Below are 24,333 nucleotides of genomic sequence, written 5' to 3'. Positions count from 1 at the left end.
CCTAAGGCTGAGTGGCTATGACTAACCGCTTGAGCCGCTAACCGAAAAGCATTCGCGGCCCGATTCACCACCGAGCGAGTCTGAGAACTCAGCGACTTGCCTCCGGTAATCCGAGCGACAGCCCACTTGCTCACTCACCTGGGTACGGCTATTCCCTGCATGCAGTAGTTTGACCGCGCTCAATCGTTGGCGCATGTACTGTTGCTGGTTGCGGTAGTAAAGTCTCTGCCACTCGTCTGCATCAAAAGGCTGGGCTCGAAGACTTGAGTTCGATTCATGGCGACTCCCTAGCCTTTTCTCGATCTTACGATGGGAAGGGAGTAAGTCTAGGTATTGTGGCTTAATTTATCACGATAAACGTTACGGAGTAGAGAGAAACTGTTAAGCTGCAATTTGAGAGACCGGGTTTCTTTGTTGAGAGTTTATAAGTTCCATGCGTAGAACCTACGATTTGCACGTCGTTGAAACGCGCCCCCTATTGAGTCCAGCCTTTATTCATAGCGAATTGCCAATCACTGAAGAAGTGTCTACTTTGGTGGCAGAAACCCGCGATCGCATCCGCAATATTCTACAGGGAGAGGATCAACGCCTACTCGTAATTGTTGGTCCCTGCTCAATCCATGATGTGGATGCAGCCTACGAGTATGGCCAAAAGTTGCTCAAGCTGCGGACAGCGCTACAAGACCAGCTTGAGATCGTCATGCGCGTTTACTTTGAGAAACCCCGCACTACGATTGGCTGGAAGGGCTTAATCAATGATCCCCATTTGGACGGCAGCTACGACATCAATACGGGTTTGCGTCAGGCGCGGAAATTGCTCCTAGAGCTGGCTAAACTGGGCCTACCTGCCGCCACAGAATTGCTTGATCCCATCACTCCGCAGTATCTAGCAGACCTGATTTCCTGGACCGCGATTGGGGCACGCACCACCGAAAGCCAAACCCACCGAGAAATGGCTTCTGGGCTCTCTATGCCTGTGGGTTACAAGAATGGTACCGATGGCAACTTGGGCGCTGCGGTGAACGCGATGCTCGCAGCCAATTCTCCTCATCATTTTTTAGGGATTAGTTCCCAAGGGCTAGCGAGTATTGTCACTACAACAGGCAATCCAGATGGTCACCTGGTCTTACGCGGTGGCAAGCAAGGACCCAACTACGACACGGCTTACATCGAGAAATCGGCCAAGGAACTGAGCAAATACAAGCTCAACCAGCGCATCATGATTGATTGCAGTCATGGCAACTCTAACAAAGACTATACTCGTCAACCCTTGGTTTCGCAGGATATTGCGGCTCAGGTGAAAGCTGGCTCTCCTCACATTATGGGGATCATGATTGAGAGTCATTTGGTGGCGGGTAGTCAACCGATTCCCGATGATTTGTCTCAACTCACTTACGGTCAGAGCATTACCGATCCCTGTGTAGACTTAGGCACGACTGCGGAAATGCTAGAAAATCTGGCAGAAGCGGTGAGTCGGCAAACCGGAGGAGTTCCAGTCGCCTAGATTGGTCAATTCTGTAACCAATTTTGTAACCGGACTCAAGGGTGGGTTGCAGAAGGCTAGTTTAGGAGGGTAATGAATGACTCTCTTACTTCTGGTGCTTCCAATGATGCGTTTCACTTCAAATTCTTCAGCAGCCAAGCAACCTCAAAAGCTTTTGTCGTTGGCTCTGTTGGGTGCCGTCATGTTTGGTGCTGTTTCTACACCAGCAGCAGTGGCACTGCCCCACCCTTCCCAACCCCTGATTGCCCAACTTAAGCAAGCCCAAGCTGCTAAAGCTAAAACTCGTTTGCCCCAGATGGTGATGCGGCGAGTTAAACAAGATTTAGTTCAACGCTTTGAGTTGCGATCGCGCGACTTGAAAGTAGTCAGCTTTAGCCGAGAAACTTGGGGAGATAGCTGCTTAGGGCTGGCCCAACCCAATGAGCGCTGCGCGATGGCAACGGTAGAAGGTTGGCGAGTTGAAATGACCAATGGTAAAGAGAATTGGGTCTACCGCACTGACCTGAAAGCTCAAGTGATCAGGATAGAAACTCAAGATCCCTCTGCTTTGCCGCCTCAAGTGGTCGATCGCCTGTTCGAGACCATTGCCCAACAAACTCGCGTTCCTGCTTCTAGCTTGCGCGTTCTAGAATCTAAAGCTGCCACCTTTGACGGCTGCATGGGTATTTATGAACCCGGACGAGCTTGCACAAGAATTGCAATTTCTGGCTGGAAAGTGATTGTGGCGGGCGATCGCCAACAGTGGGTCTACCATGTAAGCGAAGATGCTTCCCGCATTGCCCAAAATGCTACAGCTAGCGGCAGTCGAGGCGAAGTCTTTACTTCTTTCATCCCTGAAGGAAACGAACCGCCTGCGCCAATCGGTGAGAATGTAGTGTTTCGCCTCAGCGTTTCCGGTGGTTTGACTGGAAGCGTAACTGATACTTACCTCACCGCCGACGGGACGCTCTACAGCCAAACTCGAGGTCCTAATTCTCCGACCTCTGGACCCAAGGTGATGAAGCGTTTGTCTCAACAACAACTGAGTCAGTTTCAACAGGTGCTAGAGCAGCAAAGAGTCCCTAACATGAATGGCTTGAGATTCTTCACCAGCGCTGCTTTTGCTGATTACCCCACCTCAACTGTGCAAGCAATGGGTAGCACCTTTGAATATATCGATATTGACAAGGAAGGTTTGCCTCAAGCTCTGCAAGCCCTGATTCAAGCTTGGGAAAAACTGTAGTGGCTAGCGAGCCAAAATGAAATAGATTAAGGGTGCTAATGCCAAGGCTGGTAAGAAGGACGCGACACGAACTTGGGCAATCTCTAACAAGTTTAAAGAGATGCCCAAGATCATCAGCCCTCCCACGCCTGTTACCAACAGCACACGGGGATCGGTGGCGGGATCGGGGAGAGACTGAGCTAGTAGACCTGCTGCTAGTGATAGACCCCCTTGATAGACCAAAATGATCAAGGTAGAGAAGCCCACACCAATACCAAAACTGCTAGTGAAGGCGATCGCGGCTAACCCATCCATTGTCGCTTTCAAGGTCAGCAGAGTGTTATCTCCGGTGAGACCATTGTTGAGACTGCCAATTAATGTCATGGGTCCCACACAAAACAAGAGGCTAGCGGCGACAAAACCATCGGTAAAGCCACCCCCACCCTTAAAGCGTTGCTTCAGCCACTCTCCTACTGCCGTCAAGCGTTCTTCTAGCTGCCACCACTCGCCTAACAGCCCACCCAAGGCGATCGCCAATAATGCTAAAACCACACCATCAATACGGCCTGCTTGAGTTTTGGTTAAGCTCCCCGCCATCTGAATCCCCACGAACAAGGTGATCAGCCCTAAGCCTTGAGTAATGATGCGCTGCATCCGGATTGGTAGGCGACCTTGCAGCCCTAAGCCTAGTGCGGTACCAGCCAGGACAGTGCCGATATTAATCCAGGTGCCGCTGGTTTTAGCCCAAAAATCAAGTGACATATAGCAATCCTAAGGGGGCTGTGAGAAGGGCATCACAAACCATAGTGGTAGTAGATTAAAAGATTACGCCTGGAGGCGATCGCTAGCCAACGCCACAGCTCCCCACAAAGGAGCCTCATCACCTAAAGCCGCAGGCACAATTTCAAAATGAACTTCTGGTAGCGCGGTAGTCTGAGCCGTTTGCCGCACTGTCTCCCACCACTGTGCTCCTGATTTAGTTACCCCCCCACCTAAAATAAAGCGTTGCGGATTCATCAAGTTAGCTACATTGCCAATTCCTATGCCGAGTCCCCAGGCTGCTACTTCCAAAACTTCCCAAGCTAAATCATCGCCTTGAGCTGTGGCTTCACTCACTACTTGGGCGGTAATCGCGTCTAAGTTTTGGTTGACGAGCGATCGCAGAATTTGGCCTCGGTGCGGTTGGGCCGCTAGCTGTTCTTGTACGGCCTGAGCAATGTAAGGACCGGAGGCTAACCGTTCCACACAGCCGCGTTTGCCGCATAGACAAATCGGCCCATCCGGATCAACGACGATATGACCAATTTCTCCCGCCATCCCTTCGGCCCCTGACCACAGTTGGTCGTTGAGAATCCAGCCGCCGCCCACGCCTGTACTGATGGTGATATAGAACAAACTCTCGCAGCCTTGCCCCGCTCCAAAGCGATGCTCACCTAAGGCAGCGACGTTAGCATCATTGTCCACACTGGCAGGAGCAGCAAATTCTGCTTCTAGCCACTGTTGGAGTGGTACATTTTCCCAGCCTGGGACATGGTGAGAGAGCCGCACTGTTCCGGTTTTGGCATCGACTGGCCCACCAAAGCTGACTCCGATCGCGCTCGGCTTGGCACCTTGCAGCAGTTCGTGGGCTAGCGATCGCATGATCTTCCAATCGGTCTGGGCATTGGGTTTGGCAGGGGAGAGCTGACGGCGGGAATCTCGCCATTTCGTCTCACCCTGACCAATCAGTGCTGCTGCATGTTTCGTGCCGCCAAAATCCAGGGCGAGTAATAAGGGCGTTTCTGTCACGGGCTTGTGTCTCGACTCAACCAACTTGCTAGAAAGCGATCGCTTTTAATTCTACAGGTTGAATGAGTTTTGCCCTTGCACGACAGAGAATAGAAAGTCTGATTAATGAACTTACTTTGTGGTGTTAAAAATAATGCTGATCTACGGCTGTAACTTTAGAATTTTAAGCTTAAAGAAATGAGAGCGCGATCGATAGAACGAGTAATGCACTAGTTATTTGAGAGGATGACAGACAGTTCATCGACTACCTCAACTCGGCCTCGGCGAATGGCATGGAGCAGGCGATCGATAGAGCCTAATTCTTCTTCATCGAGAGCTGTCTGAAGCAGAGCGATTCTAATTCCGTGGCGATCGGCAAGGGTGATTTTGCCAGAGTCTTGAGACTGAGCAAATAGATCAGAGAGGGCAGAAGGTAGTAGACATGCGGTGACTAACATGATATTTATAAAGGGAGTTTTGCCTACCTTCAATATCACCTAATTAAGCAAACTTTCCAGTGATGCCACCCGCGCTATAGAGGTGATTTTGTAAGGATTCCTCAGTGATGCAGCTCTGCTCTTTCAGTGATTAAAGCTCATTTTTTTAGTGATATTTATCACAGAAAGAGTAGATGGTGAATTTATCTGGTCTGAAGGATATTCTGCACCATCGGTTTGTCTACGCTAGCGGCAGCTTGATCGAGTTCTGCAATCTCACCTACATCCAGTTGCCATCCTAAAGCCCCGACATTCTGCTGAGCTTGTTCCATGCTTTTTGCGCCAGGAATGGGGATAGTGCCTTTCGCAATACACCAATTGAGGGCAACTTGAGACATAGTTTTATCGCGAGAGGTGGCGATCGCTTGTAAGCAATCTAGCAAAGGTCGGCTGCCTGACAAAAGTTGCTTAAAGAGGAGCCCACGAATGCCTTTGGGGAAGGGGCCTTGCTCGGAATACTTACCCGTTAGGATCCCCAGCGCCAAGGGGCTATAGGCAATGAGTTTGATACCTAATTCATCACATACTTCCTTCAATCCCAACTCTGTGACTGGATAGGTAGATAGCAGCGAGTATTGCACCTGTAATGTGGAGATGGGGATGCCTCGCTCTGCTAGTCTTTGATGGACTTGTCGTAACCGTTTCGGGCCGTAATTCGAGAGGCCTACCGCTTTGACGAGTCCTTGTTCATATAGATCACCCAGACCATCTAAGAGCGACCATTCTTGCCAAGGTGCATAATTCGCCGTAGACCAATGCATCTGCACCAAATCTACGTTTCTCCCTAGACGTTGAGCTGAAGCTTGTCCAGCTGACACCATTGCTTTGCGCGTCAAGCGCCAGGGATAAGCGGCCAGCTTCGTCGCGATACAGATCTCCGCTTGATTCGGGCCGACATACGTTTGGGTAAATTGTCCGAGCAATTGCTCACTACGTCCATTGAGTTTGCCTGTGCCGTAGGAATCGCCTGTATCAAATAACGCCACCCCTTGCTGAACGCACAGGTTAAAGACAGCTTGCAACTGCTCATCCATGCTCTCGTCGTAGCCCCACAGCAAACGATTGCCCCAGGCCCAGGTGCCGCATCCCATTAAAGGTAGGGAAAGTGGTTGGTTACTCTGCATGGTTCGTAGTCTCAGTTACTGGTTGTCTTAGGTGGAAATAGCCTCCTTTGTTAGTCTAGTGGGCGATCGCCCGATTCTGTCTAGGTTTCTAAGCTGATTAGGGATGCGATCGCAGCGCTATGATCTCTGGGCTTGCTTCACTTTGAGCACTTGCTGAGGCGCTTGCATTTCTGTGAATAGCTGAATGGCACGCTCAAAGTTGGTTTGACTACTCACAATATTGTTCATTTTTTGGTGAGTGAGTCCTAGCTGGAAATAAGCTTCAGCCAAATCACATTTGGCACCAATTTGTTCTAAAAGGGCGATCGCTTCAGCGTGATGATGGAGGGCGATGTCAAAAGCAGATTGTTGGCGCTTAATTTCGGCTAAGCCGTTGAGAGTTTTGGCTTTGATTTGGGTGTAGGAACCTGCCTCAGAAAAGGTCAACGCCATCTGGTACATAGCACTTGCCTTCTCAAAATCGCCTAAATTGACATAAGTTTGGCCCAGAATCTGAATGAAGTAAGCAAATCTCCCACTGCGCTCTGCCAACTGTTCGGTCAGGAGGGAATGGTAGATTGTCTCCGCCAACATGAGAGATGCACTTGGCATCAAATAAGAATTGACCAAAGCTAGACAAACAGTGGCTTTTTCGGCCCAGCGGTGGTGTTCGGTGTTTTGAGCTAGAGCGATTACTTGCTGAAATAAGCAAGCGGCATCTGCTAACTCCCACAGATCAATTTTGTAAAGCCCAATGCTGAGTAGGGAATCGACTTCCAGCATTTTGAAGTAGTAAAGCTGATGTTTCTCGGCTGGGGTTTGAGGGGCAGTAGGGAGAGACTGTAAGGCTTGATGAGCTAGCGTCATCGTTGTTTCTTGGCAAGCAATCGCCTGATGAATTTTGCCCGTAATCCAGTGCAAATCTCCCCAGATGTTGTAGAGTTCGCTGAGGTTGTGATCGGAGCGCACATTGCGAATTACTTGAGTAACAGCAGCGAGTAGCGGTTGCAGTAGCCCCATCCGATATAAGGTACTACCGAGAGGGAGAAACTGTTGCCACTGATTATTTCTACTTTTGAGAATGACGCTGCCCGCTGCCTCAAAATCATTAATTTCGATGTAGTGATAATAAGCTTCTAGGGCTTGTAGCGCATCTTTGGTCGTTTCAATCGCAGGTACACTGGCAGTCCAAAACTCTGCTGCTTTGTGGTTCACCGTGACCCATTCATCACTGGCTCGTAGACGGGCGATCGCCTCTGCCCGGATGACGGGATGCAGCCAGTAGCCGCCGTTATGGTGTTCGATCAGAGAGCGGTTGCGAAGGGAGGCAATGGTCTGTCGCTGTTGCGTCGGTGGAACATCCCATAGTAAACAGAGTAGTGCTGCTGTAGGAATGGAGGGGACATCTTGGTAGCGATAGCAGCCCAAACGGTAGAACAACCGATACGCTTGAGGGTCTAGAGCTTGTAGCCGATTGACTTGGCTGGCGACTAAATCTTTTAAGTCGGTGGTCACTAGCAAATCGCCATCGTTCTCTTGCCAGTAAGCCGCCATATCATGAGCAAAATCTTCCTGAATCGCGCCACAGAGAATTCCCATTGCCTTGGCATTGCCACCATAAGCCTGGTGCATTTTTTGCAGCACTGATTCATTGATTGCAATGTTTTGATGTTGAAAGAACTGCTCCCACGCCTCCTGTTCTAAGCTGGGCAGCCGATAGTGTAATAGGTTGAGGCTCGATTCACACAAGCGATCGCGACTGGTAATTAAAGTCAGCGATCGGACTCGGCCATCGGTTAAAATCCGCAATAGCTCGACATAGTTACGATGTGTAGCTAACAATCGTCCTTGCAAATCTAGTGCTGGCTCTAAGTTATCGATCAAGATGCCAATGCGCCGAGTTTGAAGCTGCCGCTTGAGTCGCCCTAAATTTACCCCAAAGTCTACGCTGGGTTCTTGGCCAAAGTCGTGCTGGAGCCATTCCTCTACGACCCGTTCCGCAGAGGTAATATTTTGGGTTTCCTTCGCCATCAATAGTTCTAAAACTACCTCAAATTCCTGGGCTTGCAGGTATTGTTGGGCCAGTGTAGTTTTTCCTAAGCCGCCTTCTCCCTGAATGACGATCGCCTTGGCTCCTTGGGTGGCTAAGTGATTGAGGTGGGCGATCGCGATTGTGCGTCCAACAAAGTTAGTAGGTTCTATGGTTGGGGTTACATCTGGATGGAATGTGGGAGGAGCCGAGATATGGAGTTGAGTACGAAAAACTTGTGACGTGATTGATGCAGTTTGAAAATATCGAGCTAACGCGGTTCGGCAGTTGGTTTTAGTAATCTTTTCGCCGAGTTGTTGAGAGAGAAATTTCCACAGGTCGGAACCAACATCCTTGACATGCCCTTCAGTACAACCGTAGTCAGCAGCGATTTCGAGATACTTACGTCCTTGCCAAACTTTGTGCAAGATGGTTTTCTGCAAGTCGCTCAGACGTTGCCCAGTTTTGGTCAGAACTAGGGTGTCAACCCATGCCAATACTGCTTCAGCGTCCATTGATAGCCACATCGCAAAGTTGTATTTAGTCTACCTCGTACCAGGTTACAGTCTGACTGACGACTCAGTTTGGCTACAACGGCTCATCCGGTTTTTCCGACTTTTCCGACTTTTTGCCCGGATAAAACTCCCGACTCCAACCGACTGACAAAGCATTCTGCGCCCTTATAAGCTACGGAAAAAGAGCTGGTTGAGAGAAATATGGTTGAAACGCTGCAATTGAATTCAACTTCAATAGACTTAGCAGGCCAGTACCACCAAGACCTGAATTTCTGGCAGATTCAGCGTCGAATTGATGCTCTGATCAATCGCTATCTATCTGTAGAACATTTGCGCGATCGCTTAGAAGATCTTCCAGTTCAGTTCAGAACACCCCAAACTCGTCCTTGGCAACCGATTGATTGGCAAGCGATTGATCGTCAGCAAGTGGTTGGAATTGATTTAGATGTGTTTTTGGCGATTCTCAAAGGCGCGATCGACACAGAAGCCCCCATTCGCCAATATACACAGACCAGCCGATTGTATCTAGAGCAATTACATCCCCAGTTGGCTCGGTTTGTCGGAGGTACTGTAGATGAGCGTGGTTCCTTGATAGAGCCAGGTTTGTGGGAAAAGGAGGAGCGACAACATACGCCAGCCCTAATGAAGGTGTACGCCCAACTGACAGGCGAGAAAGTTACACCAGCTCAGCGATCGGTTCGCTCCTATCAATCGTCTAATAACCCCCGCAACGATTTATATCGGCATGGTCTCCATCGCATCGCAACCGAATATGGTGCCACTTGTCTCTATCTTTGGCTGATGGCGCATACGACAGGCCCGCTCCAGGCAGTTCTAGAAGAGTTGGCACGAGATGAGATCAATCACATGACTAAATTCTGGGGATTTGGAGTATGGGCCTTTCCGAAGTCTTCTCTGCCTCATATTGGTCTCACTCTACTCCGAACAATGCAAGGACGACTTACCTACAGCCAAAACCACAGTAGTTTGGTTGGCACACTACATCGCATGACGAACGTATTGGCTTGGCAATCTTGGTCCTGGAGTAACCGAGTCACGTTTATTTTTACCTGTACTCGAATTTTGCACCGTCTTTATGACTGGAGCAGGAGTTTGACGGCTGCGGAATTGCAAGAGCTGTTTGGTAAGGATGAGGGATGAAAGAAATACCTGAGGGGTGAGAAATATCTTTTGTTGATGATGAGTAATTGATATAAGCTGAGAATTCAAAATTTACATGGTTACCAAATTTCTTTCGTCTTTACCGACTGATTTAGATCCCCAATGCTTGCCTCGTCATGTGGCAGTGATTATGGATGGGAATGGGCGCTGGGCGACTCAGCGGGGTTGGCCACGGGTTGCGGGGCATCGTCAAGGTGCTAAAACTCTCAAAACGCTATTACGCTGTTGCAAAGACTGGGGGATTGAGTCGCTGACTGCCTATGCTTTCTCAACTGAGAATTGGCGGCGATCGCCTGAAGAAGTAAATTTCTTGATGCTGCTGTTCAAGCGGTTGTTACGTCAGGAATTGGCTGAGATGCAGCGAGAGGACGTAAAGATCACTTTTATTGGAGACTTATCAGGTCTACCAGAAGTTTTGCAGCAGGAAATCCACTATGCAACGCAGATGACGGCTCACAACCGAACTATTCAATTTAATGTGGCAGTGAATTATGGTAGTCGGGCGGAAATTGCGCAGGCTTGTCGTCGGGTGGCCGAACAGGTAGAACAGGAAAAACTGTCTGCTGCTAGTGTGAGCGAAGATTTGATTGAGCAATATCTTGATACAGCTGATACTCCTGCTCCAGATCTCTTAATTCGGACTAGCGGAGAGCTACGCCTGAGCAACTTCTTGCTGTGGCAGTTGGCTTATACAGAATTGTATTTCACGGATATCCTTTGGCCCGATTTTGACCGGGCTGCTTTTCATCAGGCTTTATTGACTTACCAATCGCGCGATCGCCGTTTCGGAACTGTCTCCACGCCACTATCTAATTCTGCGGCTCAGGCTGTCCTGTAGTTATGCTTTAGGCGATCGCGGCAGGAGATACCAATTGGGCCGCCTGGATAAATTCATCGTGTTTAATTCGGGCCGATCGTTGCAGATATGCCATTGCCTTCAATGCAGCCCAGTGAGCCTCCCAATCCGAGCCAGAACAGCAATCTTCGATCACATAAAAGTGATAGTCGCGATGGTGGGCTTCGGCGGCGGTGTAGTGGACACAAACGTTGGTCATCGTGCCCATCAAGATTAGGGTGTCAACTTTTAAGCCTCGCAAAAGTATTTCTAGGTCAGTACCAAAGAAGCAGCTATAGCGGCGTTTACCAATCGCGAATTCTCCTTCGATGGGGGCGAGTTCCCAGTAATAGTCGGTACTCGGCCAAGTTTCTAAACAGTGAATGGGTTCTGCACCATCGAGTTCTCGGCCAAAGTCCACCATTTCCTTGCGATGGATTTCCTTAAAGTGGATGATGGGCATTTTGGCGGCTCGTGCGGCTGCTAGTACTTGCTTAGCTTTTGGCAAAACCTCGAGTGTACCCACATGTGGCAATCCACCTTCGTCAGTAAACACACCTGTTTGAAAATCAACACAGATTAGCGCTGTGGTTTGGGGATTAAATTGGAAAGACATAGAGTACCTGCAAAAGTGATGATTTAGCCAATACTTTAATGACGGATTTGGTCAGCCCAAGGCGTGAGCTTTTGCGAAAGTGATTTTAAGCCGTAGTCAATCACGACTCCAATCACCCCGATCAGAGCAATGCAGAACAATACTTTTTCTGTTTGCAGGAAGCGTTGGGCTTGAATAATTTTGAAGCCTAAACCATTCTGTGCCGCCACCAGTTCTGCAATCACCAAGAAGTTCCAGGCTCCGGAGATGTTGACGCGGAGAGTATCAAGAACACTAGGGAAGGCAGCAGGAATAATCACTTTGAAGACCACATTCCGCCGAGTTGCACCCAATGTGTAAGCCACATTGATCATCTCATTGGGTATGAATTTCACTGCATCCGCTACCATAATGGCGTTATACAACACCACTCCCAACATGATGATCAAGATTTTGGAAGGCTCTCCCAAGCCCAACCAAATCACGATTAACGGCACAAAGGCAGTCACGGGCATATAACGCACAGTACCAACCAAGGGAGCAAACAAGCTATCCAGGCTGTAGAACGTGCCCATTGCCAATCCCATCGGTACGCCAATGACTGCGGCTGCGAGAAAACCAGCCAAGACACGGCCACTGCTGACTAAGACATCCAACGCTAGATTGTCTTCAGTAAACAGTTTGAGACCAGCTTGAAAGACAAGGGCTGGGGAGGGCAAAAAGATTGGTGACACCCATCCCAAAGAGCTAACCACAGTCCAGAGTAATAACGGAACGACTAGGGAGACCGCAATCAGGAGCAAAGACAAGGATTTGGGAAAGCCTTGACGAATACTCCAAAAAGTCGAGGGCTGCAAATAGTGATATTCACGGGTAGTTTCTGAATTCGCTAGGCTGGATTGAGTCACCGAAATTACCTCCGCTGTGGTTAAAACTGGGGCCAAAAGTGCTATTGAGGGAAGCTGAGCTTAGAACTTTAGGTACCGCTGGAGTTCCCAATCAGAAACATGGGTGTGATATTCCTCCCATTCCTGAGACTTGAACTCAATGTAGGATTTGTACATTAATGGCCCCATCACTTTTTCGCTCAACGGATCGCTGGCAAAAGCGGCGATCGCTTCTCCTAAATTGCGCGGCAGAAAGCGAATCCCCATCTCCTCCAATTGCTCTAACGAGTAGTTATACATGTTTTCAACATGAGGCTCCCCTGGATCGACCCCCTCCCGAATACCTTCTAATCCGGCGGCTAACAGCATGGCGGCACCGAGATAGGGGTTGGTGGCAATATCAGCGGCGCGGCATTCTACTCGTCCCCCTGCTAAAGGAATTCGCAACATATTAGTGCGGTTGTTGTTGCCGTAGCAGACGTAGATGGGAGCCCAAGTGAAACCTGACATACTGCCTCTAGCTACCAACCGCTTGTAGCTATTGACTGTGGGGGCGATGACGGCGCAGATGGCAGGAGCATGTTTAAGGACACCTGCAATGAACTGATAACCAAGTTTGGAGAGCTTGCAACCCCGCGTATCATCAGGCTCATAAAACAGATTTTCTCCTGTCTGGATATCTGCCAAGGACATATTGTAGTGAGCACCACTTCCCGTCCGATTGGCAAAGGGTTTGGGCATGAAAGTAGCGAAAAACCCATGCTTACGAGCGATCTCTTTTACCATGAGCCGGAAGAAGGTAAAGCGATCGGCCATTTTTAAGGCATCACAGTAGGCAAAATCAGTTTCAAACTGCCCATTTCCATCTTCGTGGTCGAAGGAGTAGACATCCCATCCCAGGCTATTCATAGCCTCGACAATTTCTGTTACCCAGGTGTAGTTATCCAGCAGTCCTTGTAGGTCGTAGCAAGGTTTGGCTAAGGTGTCGCGATCGCTCACTGGCACAACTTTGCCATCTTCTCCTTCTTTCAGGAGAAAAAATTCGGTTTCAATGCCAAGGTTAAAGGTAAATCCCATCGTAGCGGCTTCGGCTAAGACTCGCTTGAGGATGCCACGAGAGCAAGCTTCAAAAGGTTCTCCTTTGAGGTAAAGATCGCTGGCTAACCAAACCAGTTCTGAATTCCAGGGCAAGATAGTCGCTGAGTTGGGGTCAGGACGAGCCGACACTTCTTCGTCGCTGACATCCTGTGGCACCCCATCCAGAGCGGCCCCAGTAAACAGCTCTGAGCCTGCCATCATTTGGCCCCAGTGGTTCAGTGGTACGGATTTGGCCTTGCACATGCCGTGGATATCGACAAAACTGGCTAGGGCATACTTTACGCCTTGATCTTGTAGCGATTCTTTGAGCGCTTGTGATTCTGGAGTTAGGGTCTCAGTCATCTTCTTCATCCTTCAAATTCGGGCGTTACTGAATGGTGGGAGGCATCTCTTCGAGCGGGGTTCCCTCCGCCATGGCTCGTTGCAGTTGGGCGCTTAGCTCTGCCACACAGCTTTCTAGGATTTGTTTGCCAAAATTAAAATCTGCTTGACTAGGAGTTCCTACCGCTCCGTGAACACTCTCTTTATTGACGGTGTAGGCGAAGAAGCAACTAGCCGAGCGATCGGGTTCATCTAGCGCTTTATCCATCTGCACCAAATCGGGGCGCAACGCCAACATCATGGAAGTCTCGGCACAGTTGGCATGAAAATTAGCCGCATCCTGGTGATAGAACTGATGAATTTGAGGCGTGATTTCCCAAAGCGATCGCAAGGCAATCCGGAGATCGGGGTAGGTATGCCGCACATTCTCCAGACCGCAACGCAGTGGTGCCCAATTGGTGACGTGACCATTCAACAGGAGCAGACGCTGGAATCCGGCGCTATAAACCCACTCGGCAATTTCTAAAACTAACTTAGCTAAGGTTTCTGGGCGTAGGGAGATAGTTCCGGGCCATTTTTTGGAATGTCCTAAAGAGCAACCGTAGGGTAAGGCAGGTAACACGGGGATGCCCGTTTGAGATGAGACTCCATGAGCCACGGCGATTGCGGAGAATGTATCTACCCCAACGGGCAAATGCAGACCATGTTGTTCAGTGGCTCCAATTGGGAGGATTACCATGTTGATGCCCCTGTCTCGCAGTTCGGTAATCTGCTCCCAAGTTAGTTCTTCCCAAAGTACGGGCTGCTTGGTGGGGTTGTCTGGGTGGATCATGGTCTGGCACTCCTAGCCAGGTCTGTCGGACATCCTGGTTGGCGGCGGTGCTCTAGATAGTCCTGCATAATTTGGTGATACCGTTCTTGGCCAAAAATAGTGTAGTGACCGGGATAGACTGTCTTTACAGGTAGCTTTTGCAAGCGCTCGTAGGTAGCTGTATAGGTGGGGATGTGGCTGCAATGCAGTTCATCTAGCAACTCACCGTCGTAAATCACATCGCCAGAGAACAGCTCTTGAGAGGCAGGATCATACAAGGCAATACAGCCAGCCGAATGTCCGGGTAGATGCAAAACTTCTAAGGCGCGATCGCCCAAGTCCAGCACATCTCCTTCTTGTAGAACTTTGGTAGGCTCAGTCTCTCGGAGGGTGTACTGCTCGACTGTAAACCCAGCATGGGGTAGCAGATCGAAATGGTCTGGTTGCACCCAGCCCTGCTCTGGTAAACACAGCGCCTCATAATCATCACCTCGTCGCAAAGCCTCTGCTTCTGCCGCATGAATAGCTCGCTGCTCGAACTCATACAGTCCGCCTGCATGATCAAAATGAATGTGAGAGGCGATCGCTAGCAAAGGTTTATCGATCAAAGCAGCAATATGTTGCCGCAGACTCGCTACTCCTAACCCGGTATCAACCAGTAGATCTTGGGTTTGGCCTTTAATTAGCCAAAGATTGGCGCGATTATAGGCGTAATAGTGAGGCTCTGTAATCAGATATAGGTCGTCTCGCAGCCGCTGGGTAGAAAACCAATGCTCACAGACAGGTTTGTTGCACATGATGATAGCGAACAGATAAGCAATGGATGATTATGCTGCTTTCACGATGGAAGCGTTATACAAAGAATCAACCTTGAGAGCCTGAGGCACAAACTTAAAGTCATAAGCGGCTTTGGCAGTCATGTCCAAATTTCCAATCAAACTGTTGGCATTACTGGCGTTGAAACCGACGGATTTATTGCCTTCTAAATCAAATAGTTTCACGCCTTCCAATTGCGTTTTGATTTCCTCAGCGCTCACCCCTAGCCTTCTACCTGCAAGCTTGAGAGATTCGGCATCGTTTGCATTCAAAAGCTTCACAGCTTGATCGACTGCTTTGAGATAAGTTTGTAGATCTGCCTGACGGGTTTGCAGCAACTTGTCATGCACCGCAATCACATCAGCGATTAAGTTGGTATCCTTGGTGGAGAAAATGATTTCTCCTCCTCCTTGCTGTGCGGCTTTACTCAAGTAAGGTTCATAAGAAACGGCAACATCCACTTGTTTGGCTGCGAAAGCGGTTGCCGCATCAGCCGCTGCTAGATCTTTAACGATCGCATCTGCTTCAGTCAGCCTCCCTTTTTCCAGGTAGGCTCGTAGGAGAACTTTTTCAAATAAAATATTTTCACGAGCGATCGTTTTGCCTTTGACATCTTGGGGAGATTTAATCCCACGGCCAATAATGCCATCGGAACCATTAGAGTAGTCTACCAAGTAGATCATCTTGATCGAAGGATCTTTAGCCGCCATTTGAATGGCATCCCCAGAGGTAAACCAACCAATATCTACTTTTCCTGCTAGGAATGCGGTCATCTCTTCTGTAGCACTCTGGAAAAACAGATCTTGAACTTTTAGCCCTGCTTGGGAGAAAAGATCTTTGCCTACTGCTACGTGATGACCAGAATAGCCCACCCAGTTATTGGTAGCAGAAACCAACGCTTGAGATTGAGGTGCATTGGTATTGGGTTGCTGAGAGCAGGCAATGCTAAGGACTAAAGACAGGAATGCTAAACCCAGCAACCGAATCAAAGAAGGGAACTTACGCATGGAGTCTGATTGAATTTAATTAACTAAAGAGAAACTGTGGCAACATCGTGACGGAGGGTATGAATAATTTGCCGTTTAATATCGACAAAGGTGGGAGAAAGTTTAATATCCAATTCTCGACGTTCTGGCAATTGAATCGTAATCTCGGCTTTGATTTGACCCGGATGGGCACTCATGACATAAACCCGTTGCGATAAGTAGATGGCTTCCTCAATGTCATGAGTAATCATCATCACGGTGACATGGGTTTGCGCCCATAGCTCTAGTAAGAACTGTTGCATTTGTTCTTTAGTCTGGGCATCCAAAGCGCCGAAGGGTTCGTCCATCAGTAACACAGCGGGCTCATTGGCTAAGGCTCGTGCGATCGCCACCCGTTGCTTCATCCCACCCGATAACTGTTTGGGGTAGCTGCTGGCAAACTTTGACAACCCCACCACATTCAGGAAATAACCTACGCGATCGCGCTGTTCGGCCTTCGATATTTTCCGGAGTTGCAGCCCAAATGCCACATTCTGAGCTACAGTCAGCCAAGGATAAAGCGTGTATCCCTGAAATACCATGCCGCGATCGGAACCAGGGCGACCTGTCACCAACTGACTATCGACAAAGACCGCACCAGAGGAAGGGGCAGCCAGTCCAGCCACAATATTGAGTAACGTGGACTTACCGCAACCAGAGGCACCAACCAAACAGACAAATTCTCTAGAGTGAATCTGTAGGTTGATATCGTCCAGTACTCTTAATTGCCTGCCCTTGAGACCGTAGGATTTGCAGACATTGTGAACCTCTAGTTTTGCACCTGTGGGAGAAGGCATTGGATGGGTTGGTTGGGGTTGAGCAACGCGCTCTGGCAACTTACGAGATTTTGAATCAGTACTGAGCATTGCAAAAAGCTCCTGAGGCGGGAAGGATTACGGTGCTGATCCGAAGAACCGAGGCAGATTGAACCTCTACAAATTCTTTGGATTTTCCGATAACGATAGTTGCCATATGCAAACTCAACTGTAGGAAATAGAACAAAAAAGCCCAGGAGAGAAGCAACTGCTGTAGCAGTAACCTCTCCCGGGCTTTTATCCCGCCGTGTAACCTATCAAACTCTATAAAAGTTAATAGATCCGCTTCTCTCGGACCAGGCACTTATCTCGATGGATAGGTCGGAACCCTAGAAGCTGTAACAGTTTTCAGTTTTTTTAACTTCTCTAGAAAGCTTTTTTCAAGAATAATGAATGACCCAGACTATATATAGCCAGTTGCTAACAGGAGCAGTTGTATCAAAAGTGACGAAATTGCAGGGCATTGCTAAAACCCTGAAAGTTTAATCAAGGGCGATCGCGGTCTCAACCTAACTTCAGCAGGCTCAGGGAATTGATTCTCACAAGCTTGTAGAGATTGAGTAGTGATTTCATGGAACTAAGGGTTGCATGCAGCGTATTTCAGTAGTTGGAACCACGGGTTCTGGCAAAACAACTCTGGCTCGGCACATTTCTCAACGTCTAAACATCCCGCACGTTGAGTTGGATGCTTTGCACTGGAACCCTAATTGGTCGGAAAGTGCAACCGATGTTTTTTGCTCGCGAGTAGCTGAAGCTTTAAGTGGCGATCGCTGGGTGGTAGATGGAAATTACAGCGAAGTACGAAATCTAACTTGGTCCAAAGCCGATACTTTAGTCTGGATAGATCTACCCTTTTCCACTACCTTTGGGCGACTATTGCGACGCACGGTGCGACGAGTGGTGACTCAAGAAGAACTTTGGAGTGGCAACCGGGAGACGCTCACCAAAGCGCTGAGCCGGGACTCGATTCTGTTGTGGCTATTTCGCACCTACCACAAGCGCCGACGTGAATATCCCGTCCTGCTACAACAACCAGAGTATGCTCATCTAAAAATTATTCACTTGCGATCGCCCCAGTTTGCTCAAACCTGGCTAAAAGAACTGGGCTAGCTTGGCTGAATTAGCTCACCAGAGACGAACACAGCCTCTTTCAGCCAATAGTCTTGCATCTCAGCAAAGGTTTTGACTTGCCTACCATAGAGGGGATTGCCTAGCAACAAGGTACGTTTTACAGGATCAATTGCTAATAGAGCGATCGCATGAGAGATCTTGCTTTCTCCTACAGGCTCCATGACATGCAAAACTGCTAGTTGCTGACGATTCACTAGATCTTGAATACTTAAATTACGCTCGTATTGAGGATCTAGCCCTAAAACCCGCATGGCATAAATCTCCGCGATCGTACTAGTACCTGTGCGGTCAGTCCCAGCTAGTTTCACCACATCTAGCTCAGTGATGGATGACTCAGGTTTGATTATTTGAGCGATGGTGGCAATAGATGCAGCAGCACATGTGTAAGGAGTGGTTTGCAGCACAACTTCCTCTGAAACTCTAGCGGCTTGGACCAAGTTGTCAATTGGCAACTGGTAGTACGCCAAGAAGCAGGTAGCCGACAAACTCACCACCAAAAACAAAACTAATTGTTGTAGGCGCTGTATATCTTTCCAACCAGGTAACTCCAACGATAGGATCAGCCCAATGCAGAAGCAGCAAACCGCCAAAACAGCATCCCAAAGGTAGGCTCCCACATATAGCAAAAGAAAGTTGGGCACCCAAGGGCTGCTGCGTCCTGCTACTAGTACGATACTCAGCAGGGTGCCAACACCTAGTGACAATAGGCTAATCACATACACTTGTTTCTGACGGTGCTGTAGGGCGTTGGCAGCGGTGAAACCCCGCCGAGCTAAGGTTTGACCTGTAAAGATACCTGGCAAAAAAGAGATTAGGGAGATGATTAGTAGAAACACAAGCTCAACTGCTGTTTGCAACACGCTATGGATGGGTTGAGCCTAAAGTTCCCAGATAGGCAGCTTTAACCCCAAAAATAGCTCCACCAAACTCAACTATTTTGTAGTTCAGCGAAGTCAGTATCTCTACCAAATGAGTGACCGAGGAGTAGGAGATTACATCTATGGATGAATGCCCAAAAGACTTTAGTAGAGCAAGATTAAGGGGCTGTAGTCATTAAAACAGTTTTATAAACATACGGTTAGAAAAGTAAAATCTTGGGTTTAAGCGATCGCCTAAATTCTTTTTTTAAGTCTTAATAACCTTGCTGAAGATACTTCTAAAAAATAAATTTTTTCAGAAAACATACGAATCAGGAGGGAGAAATGGCTTTAGGACAACCTTTAGAACAACATAGAAGAGCGATCGGTATATTTCCCAGCCGTGAGCAGGCAGAACACGCATTGGGAGAATTGCGTGACAGCGGCTTTCCGATGGACAAAGTTTCTGTTGTAGCGAAAGACTCAAATCACAACGATGAGCGACTAGCAGGCACTGAAGTCACGCATCAAGTCGGCAACAAAGTCGGTAACAAAGCTGATGAAGGTGCAAAGACAGGCGCGATTACGGGGGGTGCGTTGGGTGGCTTGGCAGGTCTGCTAGTGGGTCTTGGTATCTTAGCAATCCCAGGAATTGGGCCAGTAATGCTAGCGGGAGCAGGAGCCACTGTCTTAGCTACAGCGCTCTCAGGTACGGCCATTGGTGCTGCTACAGGCGGCTTGCTGGGTGGGCTTGTAGGGCTAGGCATCCCTGAAGATCGGGCTAAAGTCTATAGCGATCGCGTGGCTCAAGGACAATACATGGTCATAGTGGAAGGCACAGATGCAGACCTGCGTCGTGCTGAAGCGATCCTCCAGCATCGAGGTGTTGAGGAGTGGGGCATCTATGACACCCAGCACTCCGAGGGATCTGGCTCCACCGCCATTGTTGAGTCACCCGTTAAGTCACCTGAAATAGCTAACTCTGCCGCCACAGTCGCCGCAGTTGAGTCAGAAAATATCCAATCTATTGACTTGTATTCAGAACGGCTGGTGCCAGATAAGACTCGGCAAAAGACAGGGGAAGTCTCCGTTGGTAAGCACGTTGCCATAGAAACCCAAAGTGTTACAACTCCAATTGAGCGAGAGCGCGTTATTGTGGAGCGGATTAAGATAGAGAACGCTGACCGACCTGTAGCGCTTGATGAGACTAGCTTTCGAGCCGGAGAAATCTTCCGCATGGCAGTGTATGAGGAGACACCAAACATTCAAAAAGAGGTGTTTGTTCGCGAAGAAGTCAGCCTACGGAAGGAAGTTACCCGAGAGGTGGTCAACCTTGAAGATACAGTACGTCGCGAAGAAATCCGGGTCGAGACGGAAGGACATCCCGCTGTGAATGCAGACCGCGATCGCTTGCCTCAGGATCGGATCTAAGCTTTATCTTCACTGGTAGCGATCGCCTCTCTCAGATTAGCTTTGAGGCTTAGAGCAGCGATCGCCCTCAAACAATAATTGATAAATAATCAGCTTTTGCAAAGAAAATTATGAAGACCTTAACTCCATTGTTTCTGAGTAGTGTTTTGCTACTGGGCTTAGCAGCTTGTGATACTGCCAGAACCAGTAACAGTTCACCGGATACAGCGACACAGCCAGAGAGCAACTTAAAAGAGCCTGTTGCCCAGAAAAACCAAAATGATGCTACTTCCGAACTACGAAGAAGGCAATTAAATTCTGACATTCGTGCCCGTGAGCAGCGCAATGATGCCACTGGCGATGACGCTATTAGAGCCGATGGTGATCTACAAAGCGAAGTGCGCTCAAAGTTAGAAGCTAATCTGCCTCAAAGTGAATTAACTATCACTGCGGAAGAGGGAACAGTCACGATCGCTGGAACGGTCGTAGATGATCAACAACTGAGAAAAATCGAACCTTTAGCAAAACAGATTAAAGGCGTTCGCGCTGTGACTGTCAAGGCTAACGTTGCTTCCCATGCCCAGCCAGACGAACCACCCGCAGCAGATTCCAAAGAAGTAACAGAAACTCACACAAATTAGAATTCGTGGTCCTAGCTGGTACGATTTAGCTCAGGCAAAACAACTAAAAATTTGAAAATCTATTAGTTGGGTTGAACGTCAACCTCGCCAGAAATCTCATTTAACTGGCTGGGTTCAACATCTAAAGAGTTGTCGCTAGCTTTGATCTGCTTAATTGCAAAACTAGCGAATAATCTTTAGGTAAACAGATACGTGATTTTTGTGAAGATATTGTGAGCCCTCAGTCCCTTCACGCAGCGATCGCAGACTTTTTTGACATAGATATGGAACTAAAAACGATCGCTGGAAATCCCATTAGTTGCTTGGGTTTAGCTAGCCGACGAGTGCAGGAATCGGCTTGTATAGCTCAAGCATTTGAGGCTGGGGTTAACTACTTTTTCTTCTATAACTTGGGTTCCGAGCGTTTTTTAGAAACATTGAAATTACTGGCGAGCGCTCAACGAGAAAATTTATGTATCGCCACAGGCAGTGAACAACGCAGCTCTACTACCCTTCGAGAGTATCTAGATCAAGTAAGAAAAACATTAGCAGTTGATGTAGTAGATATCTTTTTTGCGCAATATGTGTCTCCTAGCGATAACCCTACCGAGGTTGCAGCAGCGTTAGAGGAGCTATACGAATGGAAAGCACAAGGATATGTTCGCTATGTTGGCGTCAGTACCCATAACCGAGCGATCGCTCTGGATATGATCCAAAATCAGCGCTGTGATGTCTTGATGCATCGCTATAACATGGCGCACCGTAAAGCAGAAGTAGATGTTTTGCCGACGGCAGTTCAAACAGGTATCCCAGTAGTGGCATTCACTGCGACCCGCTGGGGCACTCTATTGCGATCGCCCGCCGATTGGCCTCATGATCCTCCTAGCGCCATTGATTGCTATCGCTTCTCCCTGCAACCCTCGGCGATTCCGGTTGTTTTGACTTCACCTGCCAACTTGACGGAACTGACTGCAAATCTTAGCGTCTTACAAACTGCATCCCTGACTTCTCCAGAGCTAGTTCACTGGCGACAGTATGGGGATTTCGTTTATGGCAATGGCCTGGACAAATTTGAGACGCAATGGCTTTAGTGCTCAACCAACCACAATTATTTATTGGGTAAGTCCGGTTTGCGGAGCAATTTTGCTGTAACTACAAATACCTATACAATAGTTGACTTGGATTTCACTACGAAAGCATGCGATCGCACAACTGGGTAGAGCACTCATTCAAACCAATGAAACGACCACTACGCTTTCTATCTAAAAGCTGGCGGCAGTCGCTCCAGTCCTGCTTCCTATTTTGCTTAGCAGCGTCCCTGACTATCTTATTAGCGGGTCAGCCCACCAAAGCGATCGCGCAAAGTCCAATTCCAGAAATGCCTTTGCCAGAGGTGCCGCTGCCAGAGGTCAGCGTTCCACAACCTGCGCCGAAGCCCCACCAGGAAATTCGGGGAGTTTGGCTAACCGAGAATGATAATGACATCCTGAGAGATCAAGCTAAGCTTCAAGATGCTGTCGGTCAACTGGCTCGATTGAACTTCAACACGCTTTACCCAGTAATTTGGAATTCAGGGTATGTGCTGTATCCAAGCGCTGTGGCTCAACGCCATGAAATTCAACCTTTTGTACGCAAAGGCTTGCAGGGACAGGATATCCTTGCTGATCTAGCAACTCAGGCTCATCAAAAAGGATTGCTCGTGATCCCTTGGTTTGAGTTCGGGTTCATGGCACCTGCGGTTTCGGAGTTAGCCGCCAATCGTCCTGAGTGGTTCACCCACCGCCGCGACGGTAGCCTAACCACAGAGATTGATGCTGGTGAGGTGATGTGGTTAAATCCGTTCTTGCCAGAGGTGCAGCAGTTCATTAGCGATCTGGTGCTAGAAGCGGTGACTCAATACGATGTCGATGGCATCCAGTTTGATGACCACATGAGCTTGCCTGTTGAGTTCGGTTACGACCGCCATACCTTAGCTTTATACAAAAAGGAAACCAAGAAAGACGCTCCAGCCAATGCTCGTGATCCAGAGTGGGTACGCTGGCGGGCTGACAAAATTACGGCCTTCATGGCTCAGTTAAATAAAGCAGTCAAGGAGAGAAAGCCAAATGCGATCTTTTCTGTATCTCCTAACCCCTATGATTCAGCCTATAGCGGCTATCTGCAAGACTGGTTGAGTTGGGTACGGAAGGATATTGTGGATGAGCTGATCGTGCAGGTGTATCGTCCTGATATGCAGAGTTTTCTAGGACAAATCGCCCGCTCGGAACTTCAAGAAGCTAGCCAAAAAATTCCCACAGGAGTCGGGGTGTTGACAGGCTTGAGAAACAAACCTATGCCGATGTCGCTGATTCAGTCAAAAGTCAGAGCCGCTCGCGATCGCGGTTTGGGTATATCTTTCTTCTACTACGAAAGCCTCTGGGAGCATACCCCCGAACCCGCAGCAGAACGGCAAGCGAATTTTCAGGCGCTTTTCCAATCACCAGTGGCGCGTGCGGTAACAGAGTAGGAATTGCAGCCCTAAGTGGTTGAGCGCCGAGAGGGAGGGGTAACATAGTAAACGCTCAACCTTTCAACCTAAATTAGTTCAGGCGCTTGAAATACTATTCTCAAGAACGGGATGTTTTCCCTACTCAGTACCTTAGCGACCTTCGAGGTCAGATTCTCGCTTGCTCTTATTTAGCGGTGAATAATCTCAATCGTGACTTTGTGGGAACCAAAGGATTTTCGGTCGTGTTTCAACGCTCAGAACTGGGGAAGGTAGAGCAGCAATTCCCGTTCTTTAAGCCTTATCTCGATCGAGCCTTACTGCCCAACTGCAACGCCTTTTACCTCAACCCCTTGTTATTGGGGGAAGGCTCCCGTGTTGACCCCCATATCGATCGCTCGTTGCGGTCCTACTGCAAAACCGTTGAGCCACCAATGGCAGTAAGCGTGCTTTATGTGCAGGTGCCAGCCAATCTGGAGGGCGGAGAATTAGTGCTACGTCGCCAAAAGCAGCAGGTTGGGCAAGTGAAACCTCAAGCCAATACGTTGGTGTATTTTCAAGGGGATTTGACCCATTCTGTGAATGCGGTGAAAACAACCGGAACGCGGCTGAGCTTAGTCTGCGAACAATACAGCCTCAGTGATGCAGAGCTGCATGACATCCCGACCTTGACCATAGAATCGAGGGCCATGAAGCCAAAACGCAAATAGCAGAATCAGAACTTACGCAAAAGTCATTTGAACGGACGGATGCTTGAGTTGCTCCTTGAGATACTCAGAGAGCATCCCGTGCTTGATTTGATAGATAGTTCTACCACTTTCGTAGGCAA

Annotated in this window: 23 protein-coding genes, 1 pseudogene and 1 riboswitch; of the genes and pseudogenes, 10 read left to right on the top strand and 14 right to left on the bottom strand. The window is 48.7% G+C overall.

Features of this window, described 5'->3' with window-relative positions; all coding sequences use genetic code 11:
- Positions 1-108: 108 nt before the first annotated feature.
- Positions 109-278: pseudogene (locus H6F90_RS14860) on the bottom strand (IS630 family transposase); the annotation flags it as partial.
- Between the two features lie 155 nt (positions 279-433).
- On the opposite strand from H6F90_RS14860, the gene H6F90_RS14855 reads away from it, so the two are divergent.
- Together H6F90_RS14855 and H6F90_RS14850 are read left to right on the top strand one after the other, a co-directional pair.
- Positions 434-1,504, top strand: coding sequence for a 3-deoxy-7-phosphoheptulonate synthase (locus H6F90_RS14855; protein WP_190553199.1), 1,071 nt, complete (start codon positions 434-436; stop codon positions 1,502-1,504).
- Between the two features lie 76 nt (positions 1,505-1,580).
- On the top strand, positions 1,581-2,726 hold the full coding sequence (locus H6F90_RS14850; protein WP_190553198.1) for a hypothetical protein: 1,146 nt from the start codon (positions 1,581-1,583) through the stop codon (positions 2,724-2,726).
- Positions 2,727-2,729: 3 nt separating this feature from the next.
- Here H6F90_RS14850 and H6F90_RS14845 read toward each other — a convergent pair whose 3' ends face one another.
- From H6F90_RS14845 to H6F90_RS14825, 5 genes are all read right to left on the bottom strand, one after another.
- Entirely contained in the window at positions 2,730-3,467 is a 738-nt protein-coding gene (locus H6F90_RS14845) for a DUF554 domain-containing protein (RefSeq protein ID WP_190553197.1), read from the bottom strand.
- Positions 3,468-3,530: 63 nt separating this feature from the next.
- The gene (locus tag H6F90_RS14840; RefSeq protein ID WP_370588024.1) at positions 3,531-4,493 is read right to left on the bottom strand and encodes an ROK family protein; all 963 of its coding nucleotides are present in this window, start codon (positions 4,491-4,493) and stop codon (positions 3,531-3,533) included.
- A 209-nt stretch (positions 4,494-4,702) separates the two neighbouring features.
- Entirely contained in the window at positions 4,703-4,930 is a 228-nt protein-coding gene (locus tag H6F90_RS14835; protein ID WP_190437558.1) for a hypothetical protein, read from the bottom strand.
- Positions 4,931-5,112: 182 nt separating this feature from the next.
- Complete coding sequence (locus H6F90_RS14830) at positions 5,113-6,093, bottom strand: aldo/keto reductase (protein ID WP_190553195.1); 981 nt, start codon at positions 6,091-6,093, stop codon at positions 5,113-5,115.
- A gap of 117 nt (positions 6,094-6,210) precedes the next feature.
- Positions 6,211-8,616 carry a tetratricopeptide repeat protein gene (locus H6F90_RS14825; RefSeq protein WP_190553194.1) on the bottom strand — a complete coding sequence of 802 codons (2,406 nt, stop codon included), beginning with the start codon at positions 8,614-8,616 and terminating at the stop codon, positions 6,211-6,213.
- A 201-nt stretch (positions 8,617-8,817) separates the two neighbouring features.
- Here H6F90_RS14825 and H6F90_RS14820 point away from each other — a divergent pair, with 201 nt between their 5' ends.
- Together H6F90_RS14820 and H6F90_RS14815 are read left to right on the top strand one after the other, a co-directional pair.
- Positions 8,818-9,777, top strand: a complete 960-nt coding sequence (locus H6F90_RS14820) for a ferritin-like domain-containing protein (protein ID WP_190553193.1) — start codon at positions 8,818-8,820, stop codon at positions 9,775-9,777.
- Between the two features lie 76 nt (positions 9,778-9,853).
- Positions 9,854-10,636: an isoprenyl transferase gene (locus H6F90_RS14815; protein WP_190553192.1), complete on the top strand. Its 783-nt coding sequence runs from the start codon at positions 9,854-9,856 to the stop codon at positions 10,634-10,636.
- A gap of 7 nt (positions 10,637-10,643) precedes the next feature.
- Here the strand turns inward: H6F90_RS14815 and H6F90_RS14810 are convergent, their stop codons facing one another.
- From H6F90_RS14810 to H6F90_RS14780, 7 genes are read right to left on the bottom strand one after another with little or no spacing between them, the layout of a single operon-like run.
- Positions 10,644-11,249, bottom strand: coding sequence for a cysteine hydrolase family protein (locus H6F90_RS14810; RefSeq protein WP_190553191.1), 606 nt, complete (start codon positions 11,247-11,249; stop codon positions 10,644-10,646).
- Between the two features lie 35 nt (positions 11,250-11,284).
- Entirely contained in the window at positions 11,285-12,136 is an 852-nt protein-coding gene (locus H6F90_RS14805) for an ABC transporter permease subunit (protein WP_190553190.1), read from the bottom strand.
- Between the two features lie 60 nt (positions 12,137-12,196).
- A complete protein-coding gene (gene glnT, locus H6F90_RS14800; RefSeq protein WP_190553189.1) occupies positions 12,197-13,555 on the bottom strand; it encodes a type III glutamate--ammonia ligase in 1,359 nt (452 codons plus the stop codon).
- Positions 13,556-13,580: 25 nt separating this feature from the next.
- On the bottom strand, positions 13,581-14,366 hold the full coding sequence (locus H6F90_RS14795; protein ID WP_190553188.1) for a creatininase family protein: 786 nt from the start codon (positions 14,364-14,366) through the stop codon (positions 13,581-13,583).
- Complete coding sequence (locus tag H6F90_RS14790) at positions 14,363-15,142, bottom strand: MBL fold metallo-hydrolase (RefSeq protein WP_190553187.1); 780 nt, start codon at positions 15,140-15,142, stop codon at positions 14,363-14,365. The genes H6F90_RS14795 and H6F90_RS14790 overlap by 4 nt, the downstream gene beginning before the upstream one ends.
- A gap of 30 nt (positions 15,143-15,172) precedes the next feature.
- On the bottom strand, positions 15,173-16,168 hold the full coding sequence (locus H6F90_RS14785; RefSeq protein ID WP_190553186.1) for an ABC transporter substrate-binding protein: 996 nt from the start codon (positions 16,166-16,168) through the stop codon (positions 15,173-15,175).
- A 23-nt stretch (positions 16,169-16,191) separates the two neighbouring features.
- Positions 16,192-17,052 carry an ABC transporter ATP-binding protein gene (locus H6F90_RS14780; protein ID WP_370588023.1) on the bottom strand — a complete coding sequence of 287 codons (861 nt, stop codon included), beginning with the start codon at positions 17,050-17,052 and terminating at the stop codon, positions 16,192-16,194.
- Positions 17,053-17,225: 173 nt separating this feature from the next.
- A riboswitch (guanidine-I (ykkC/yxkD leader) is annotated at positions 17,226-17,345 on the bottom strand.
- A gap of 244 nt (positions 17,346-17,589) precedes the next feature.
- Between H6F90_RS14780 and H6F90_RS14775 the strand changes: the two genes are divergently transcribed.
- On the top strand, positions 17,590-18,111 hold the full coding sequence (locus H6F90_RS14775; RefSeq protein WP_190553185.1) for an AAA family ATPase: 522 nt from the start codon (positions 17,590-17,592) through the stop codon (positions 18,109-18,111).
- On the opposite strand, the gene H6F90_RS14770 is transcribed toward H6F90_RS14775, so the two are convergent.
- Positions 18,108-18,968, bottom strand: coding sequence for a peptidase C39 (locus H6F90_RS14770; RefSeq protein ID WP_190553184.1), 861 nt, complete (start codon positions 18,966-18,968; stop codon positions 18,108-18,110). The two genes, H6F90_RS14775 and H6F90_RS14770, sit on opposite strands and share 4 nt — an antisense overlap.
- Positions 18,969-19,334: 366 nt before the next feature.
- Between H6F90_RS14770 and H6F90_RS14765 the strand changes: the two genes are divergently transcribed.
- From H6F90_RS14765 to H6F90_RS14745, 5 genes are all read left to right on the top strand, one after another.
- Positions 19,335-20,420: a YsnF/AvaK domain-containing protein gene (locus tag H6F90_RS14765; RefSeq protein ID WP_190553183.1), complete on the top strand. Its 1,086-nt coding sequence runs from the start codon at positions 19,335-19,337 to the stop codon at positions 20,418-20,420.
- 110 nt (positions 20,421-20,530) lie between these two features.
- Complete coding sequence (locus tag H6F90_RS14760) at positions 20,531-21,040, top strand: BON domain-containing protein (protein WP_190553182.1); 510 nt, start codon at positions 20,531-20,533, stop codon at positions 21,038-21,040.
- Between the two features lie 212 nt (positions 21,041-21,252).
- Positions 21,253-22,110 carry an aldo/keto reductase gene (locus tag H6F90_RS14755; protein ID WP_370588022.1) on the top strand — a complete coding sequence of 286 codons (858 nt, stop codon included), beginning with the start codon at positions 21,253-21,255 and terminating at the stop codon, positions 22,108-22,110.
- A 146-nt stretch (positions 22,111-22,256) separates the two neighbouring features.
- Entirely contained in the window at positions 22,257-23,525 is a 1,269-nt protein-coding gene (locus H6F90_RS14750) for a family 10 glycosylhydrolase (RefSeq protein ID WP_242024483.1), read from the top strand.
- Positions 23,526-23,611: 86 nt separating this feature from the next.
- Complete coding sequence (locus H6F90_RS14745) at positions 23,612-24,214, top strand: 2OG-Fe(II) oxygenase (protein ID WP_190553180.1); 603 nt, start codon at positions 23,612-23,614, stop codon at positions 24,212-24,214.
- Positions 24,215-24,333: the final 119 nt, after the last annotated feature.

Origin of the sequence: Trichocoleus sp. FACHB-591 (assembly GCF_014695845.1) — a bacterium.
In the GTDB taxonomy this organism is placed as follows: domain Bacteria; phylum Cyanobacteriota; class Cyanobacteriia; order FACHB-46; family FACHB-46; genus Trichocoleus.
This window is presented reverse-complemented; position numbering and strand designations above follow the sequence as displayed.

Bases quoted from the DNA above. Each gene is read 5' to 3' on its own strand.
- H6F90_RS14855 (WP_190553199.1), top strand. From the start codon at position 434: ATGCGTAGAACCTACGATTTGCACGTCGTTGAAACGCGCCCCCTATTG.
- H6F90_RS14850 (WP_190553198.1), top strand. From the start codon at position 1,581: ATGACTCTCTTACTTCTGGTGCTTCCAATGATGCGTTTCACTTCAAAT.
- H6F90_RS14845 (WP_190553197.1), bottom strand. From the start codon at position 3,467: ATGTCACTTGATTTTTGGGCTAAAACCAGCGGCACCTGGATTAATATC.
- H6F90_RS14835 (WP_190437558.1), bottom strand. From the start codon at position 4,930: ATGTTAGTCACCGCATGTCTACTACCTTCTGCCCTCTCTGATCTATTT.
- H6F90_RS14830 (WP_190553195.1), bottom strand. From the start codon at position 6,093: ATGCAGAGTAACCAACCACTTTCCCTACCTTTAATGGGATGCGGCACC.
- H6F90_RS14825 (WP_190553194.1), bottom strand. From the start codon at position 8,616: ATGGACGCTGAAGCAGTATTGGCATGGGTTGACACCCTAGTTCTGACC.
- H6F90_RS14820 (WP_190553193.1), top strand. From the start codon at position 8,818: ATGGTTGAAACGCTGCAATTGAATTCAACTTCAATAGACTTAGCAGGC.
- H6F90_RS14815 (WP_190553192.1), top strand. From the start codon at position 9,854: ATGGTTACCAAATTTCTTTCGTCTTTACCGACTGATTTAGATCCCCAA.
- H6F90_RS14810 (WP_190553191.1), bottom strand. From the start codon at position 11,249: ATGTCTTTCCAATTTAATCCCCAAACCACAGCGCTAATCTGTGTTGAT.
- glnT (WP_190553189.1), bottom strand. From the start codon at position 13,555: ATGACTGAGACCCTAACTCCAGAATCACAAGCGCTCAAAGAATCGCTA.
- H6F90_RS14795 (WP_190553188.1), bottom strand. From the start codon at position 14,366: ATGATCCACCCAGACAACCCCACCAAGCAGCCCGTACTTTGGGAAGAA.
- H6F90_RS14790 (WP_190553187.1), bottom strand. From the start codon at position 15,142: ATGTGCAACAAACCTGTCTGTGAGCATTGGTTTTCTACCCAGCGGCTG.
- H6F90_RS14785 (WP_190553186.1), bottom strand. From the start codon at position 16,168: ATGCGTAAGTTCCCTTCTTTGATTCGGTTGCTGGGTTTAGCATTCCTG.
- H6F90_RS14780 (WP_370588023.1), bottom strand. From the start codon at position 17,052: ATGCTCAGTACTGATTCAAAATCTCGTAAGTTGCCAGAGCGCGTTGCT.
- H6F90_RS14775 (WP_190553185.1), top strand. From the start codon at position 17,590: ATGCAGCGTATTTCAGTAGTTGGAACCACGGGTTCTGGCAAAACAACT.
- H6F90_RS14765 (WP_190553183.1), top strand. From the start codon at position 19,335: ATGGCTTTAGGACAACCTTTAGAACAACATAGAAGAGCGATCGGTATA.
- H6F90_RS14760 (WP_190553182.1), top strand. From the start codon at position 20,531: ATGAAGACCTTAACTCCATTGTTTCTGAGTAGTGTTTTGCTACTGGGC.
- H6F90_RS14750 (WP_242024483.1), top strand. From the start codon at position 22,257: ATGAAACGACCACTACGCTTTCTATCTAAAAGCTGGCGGCAGTCGCTC.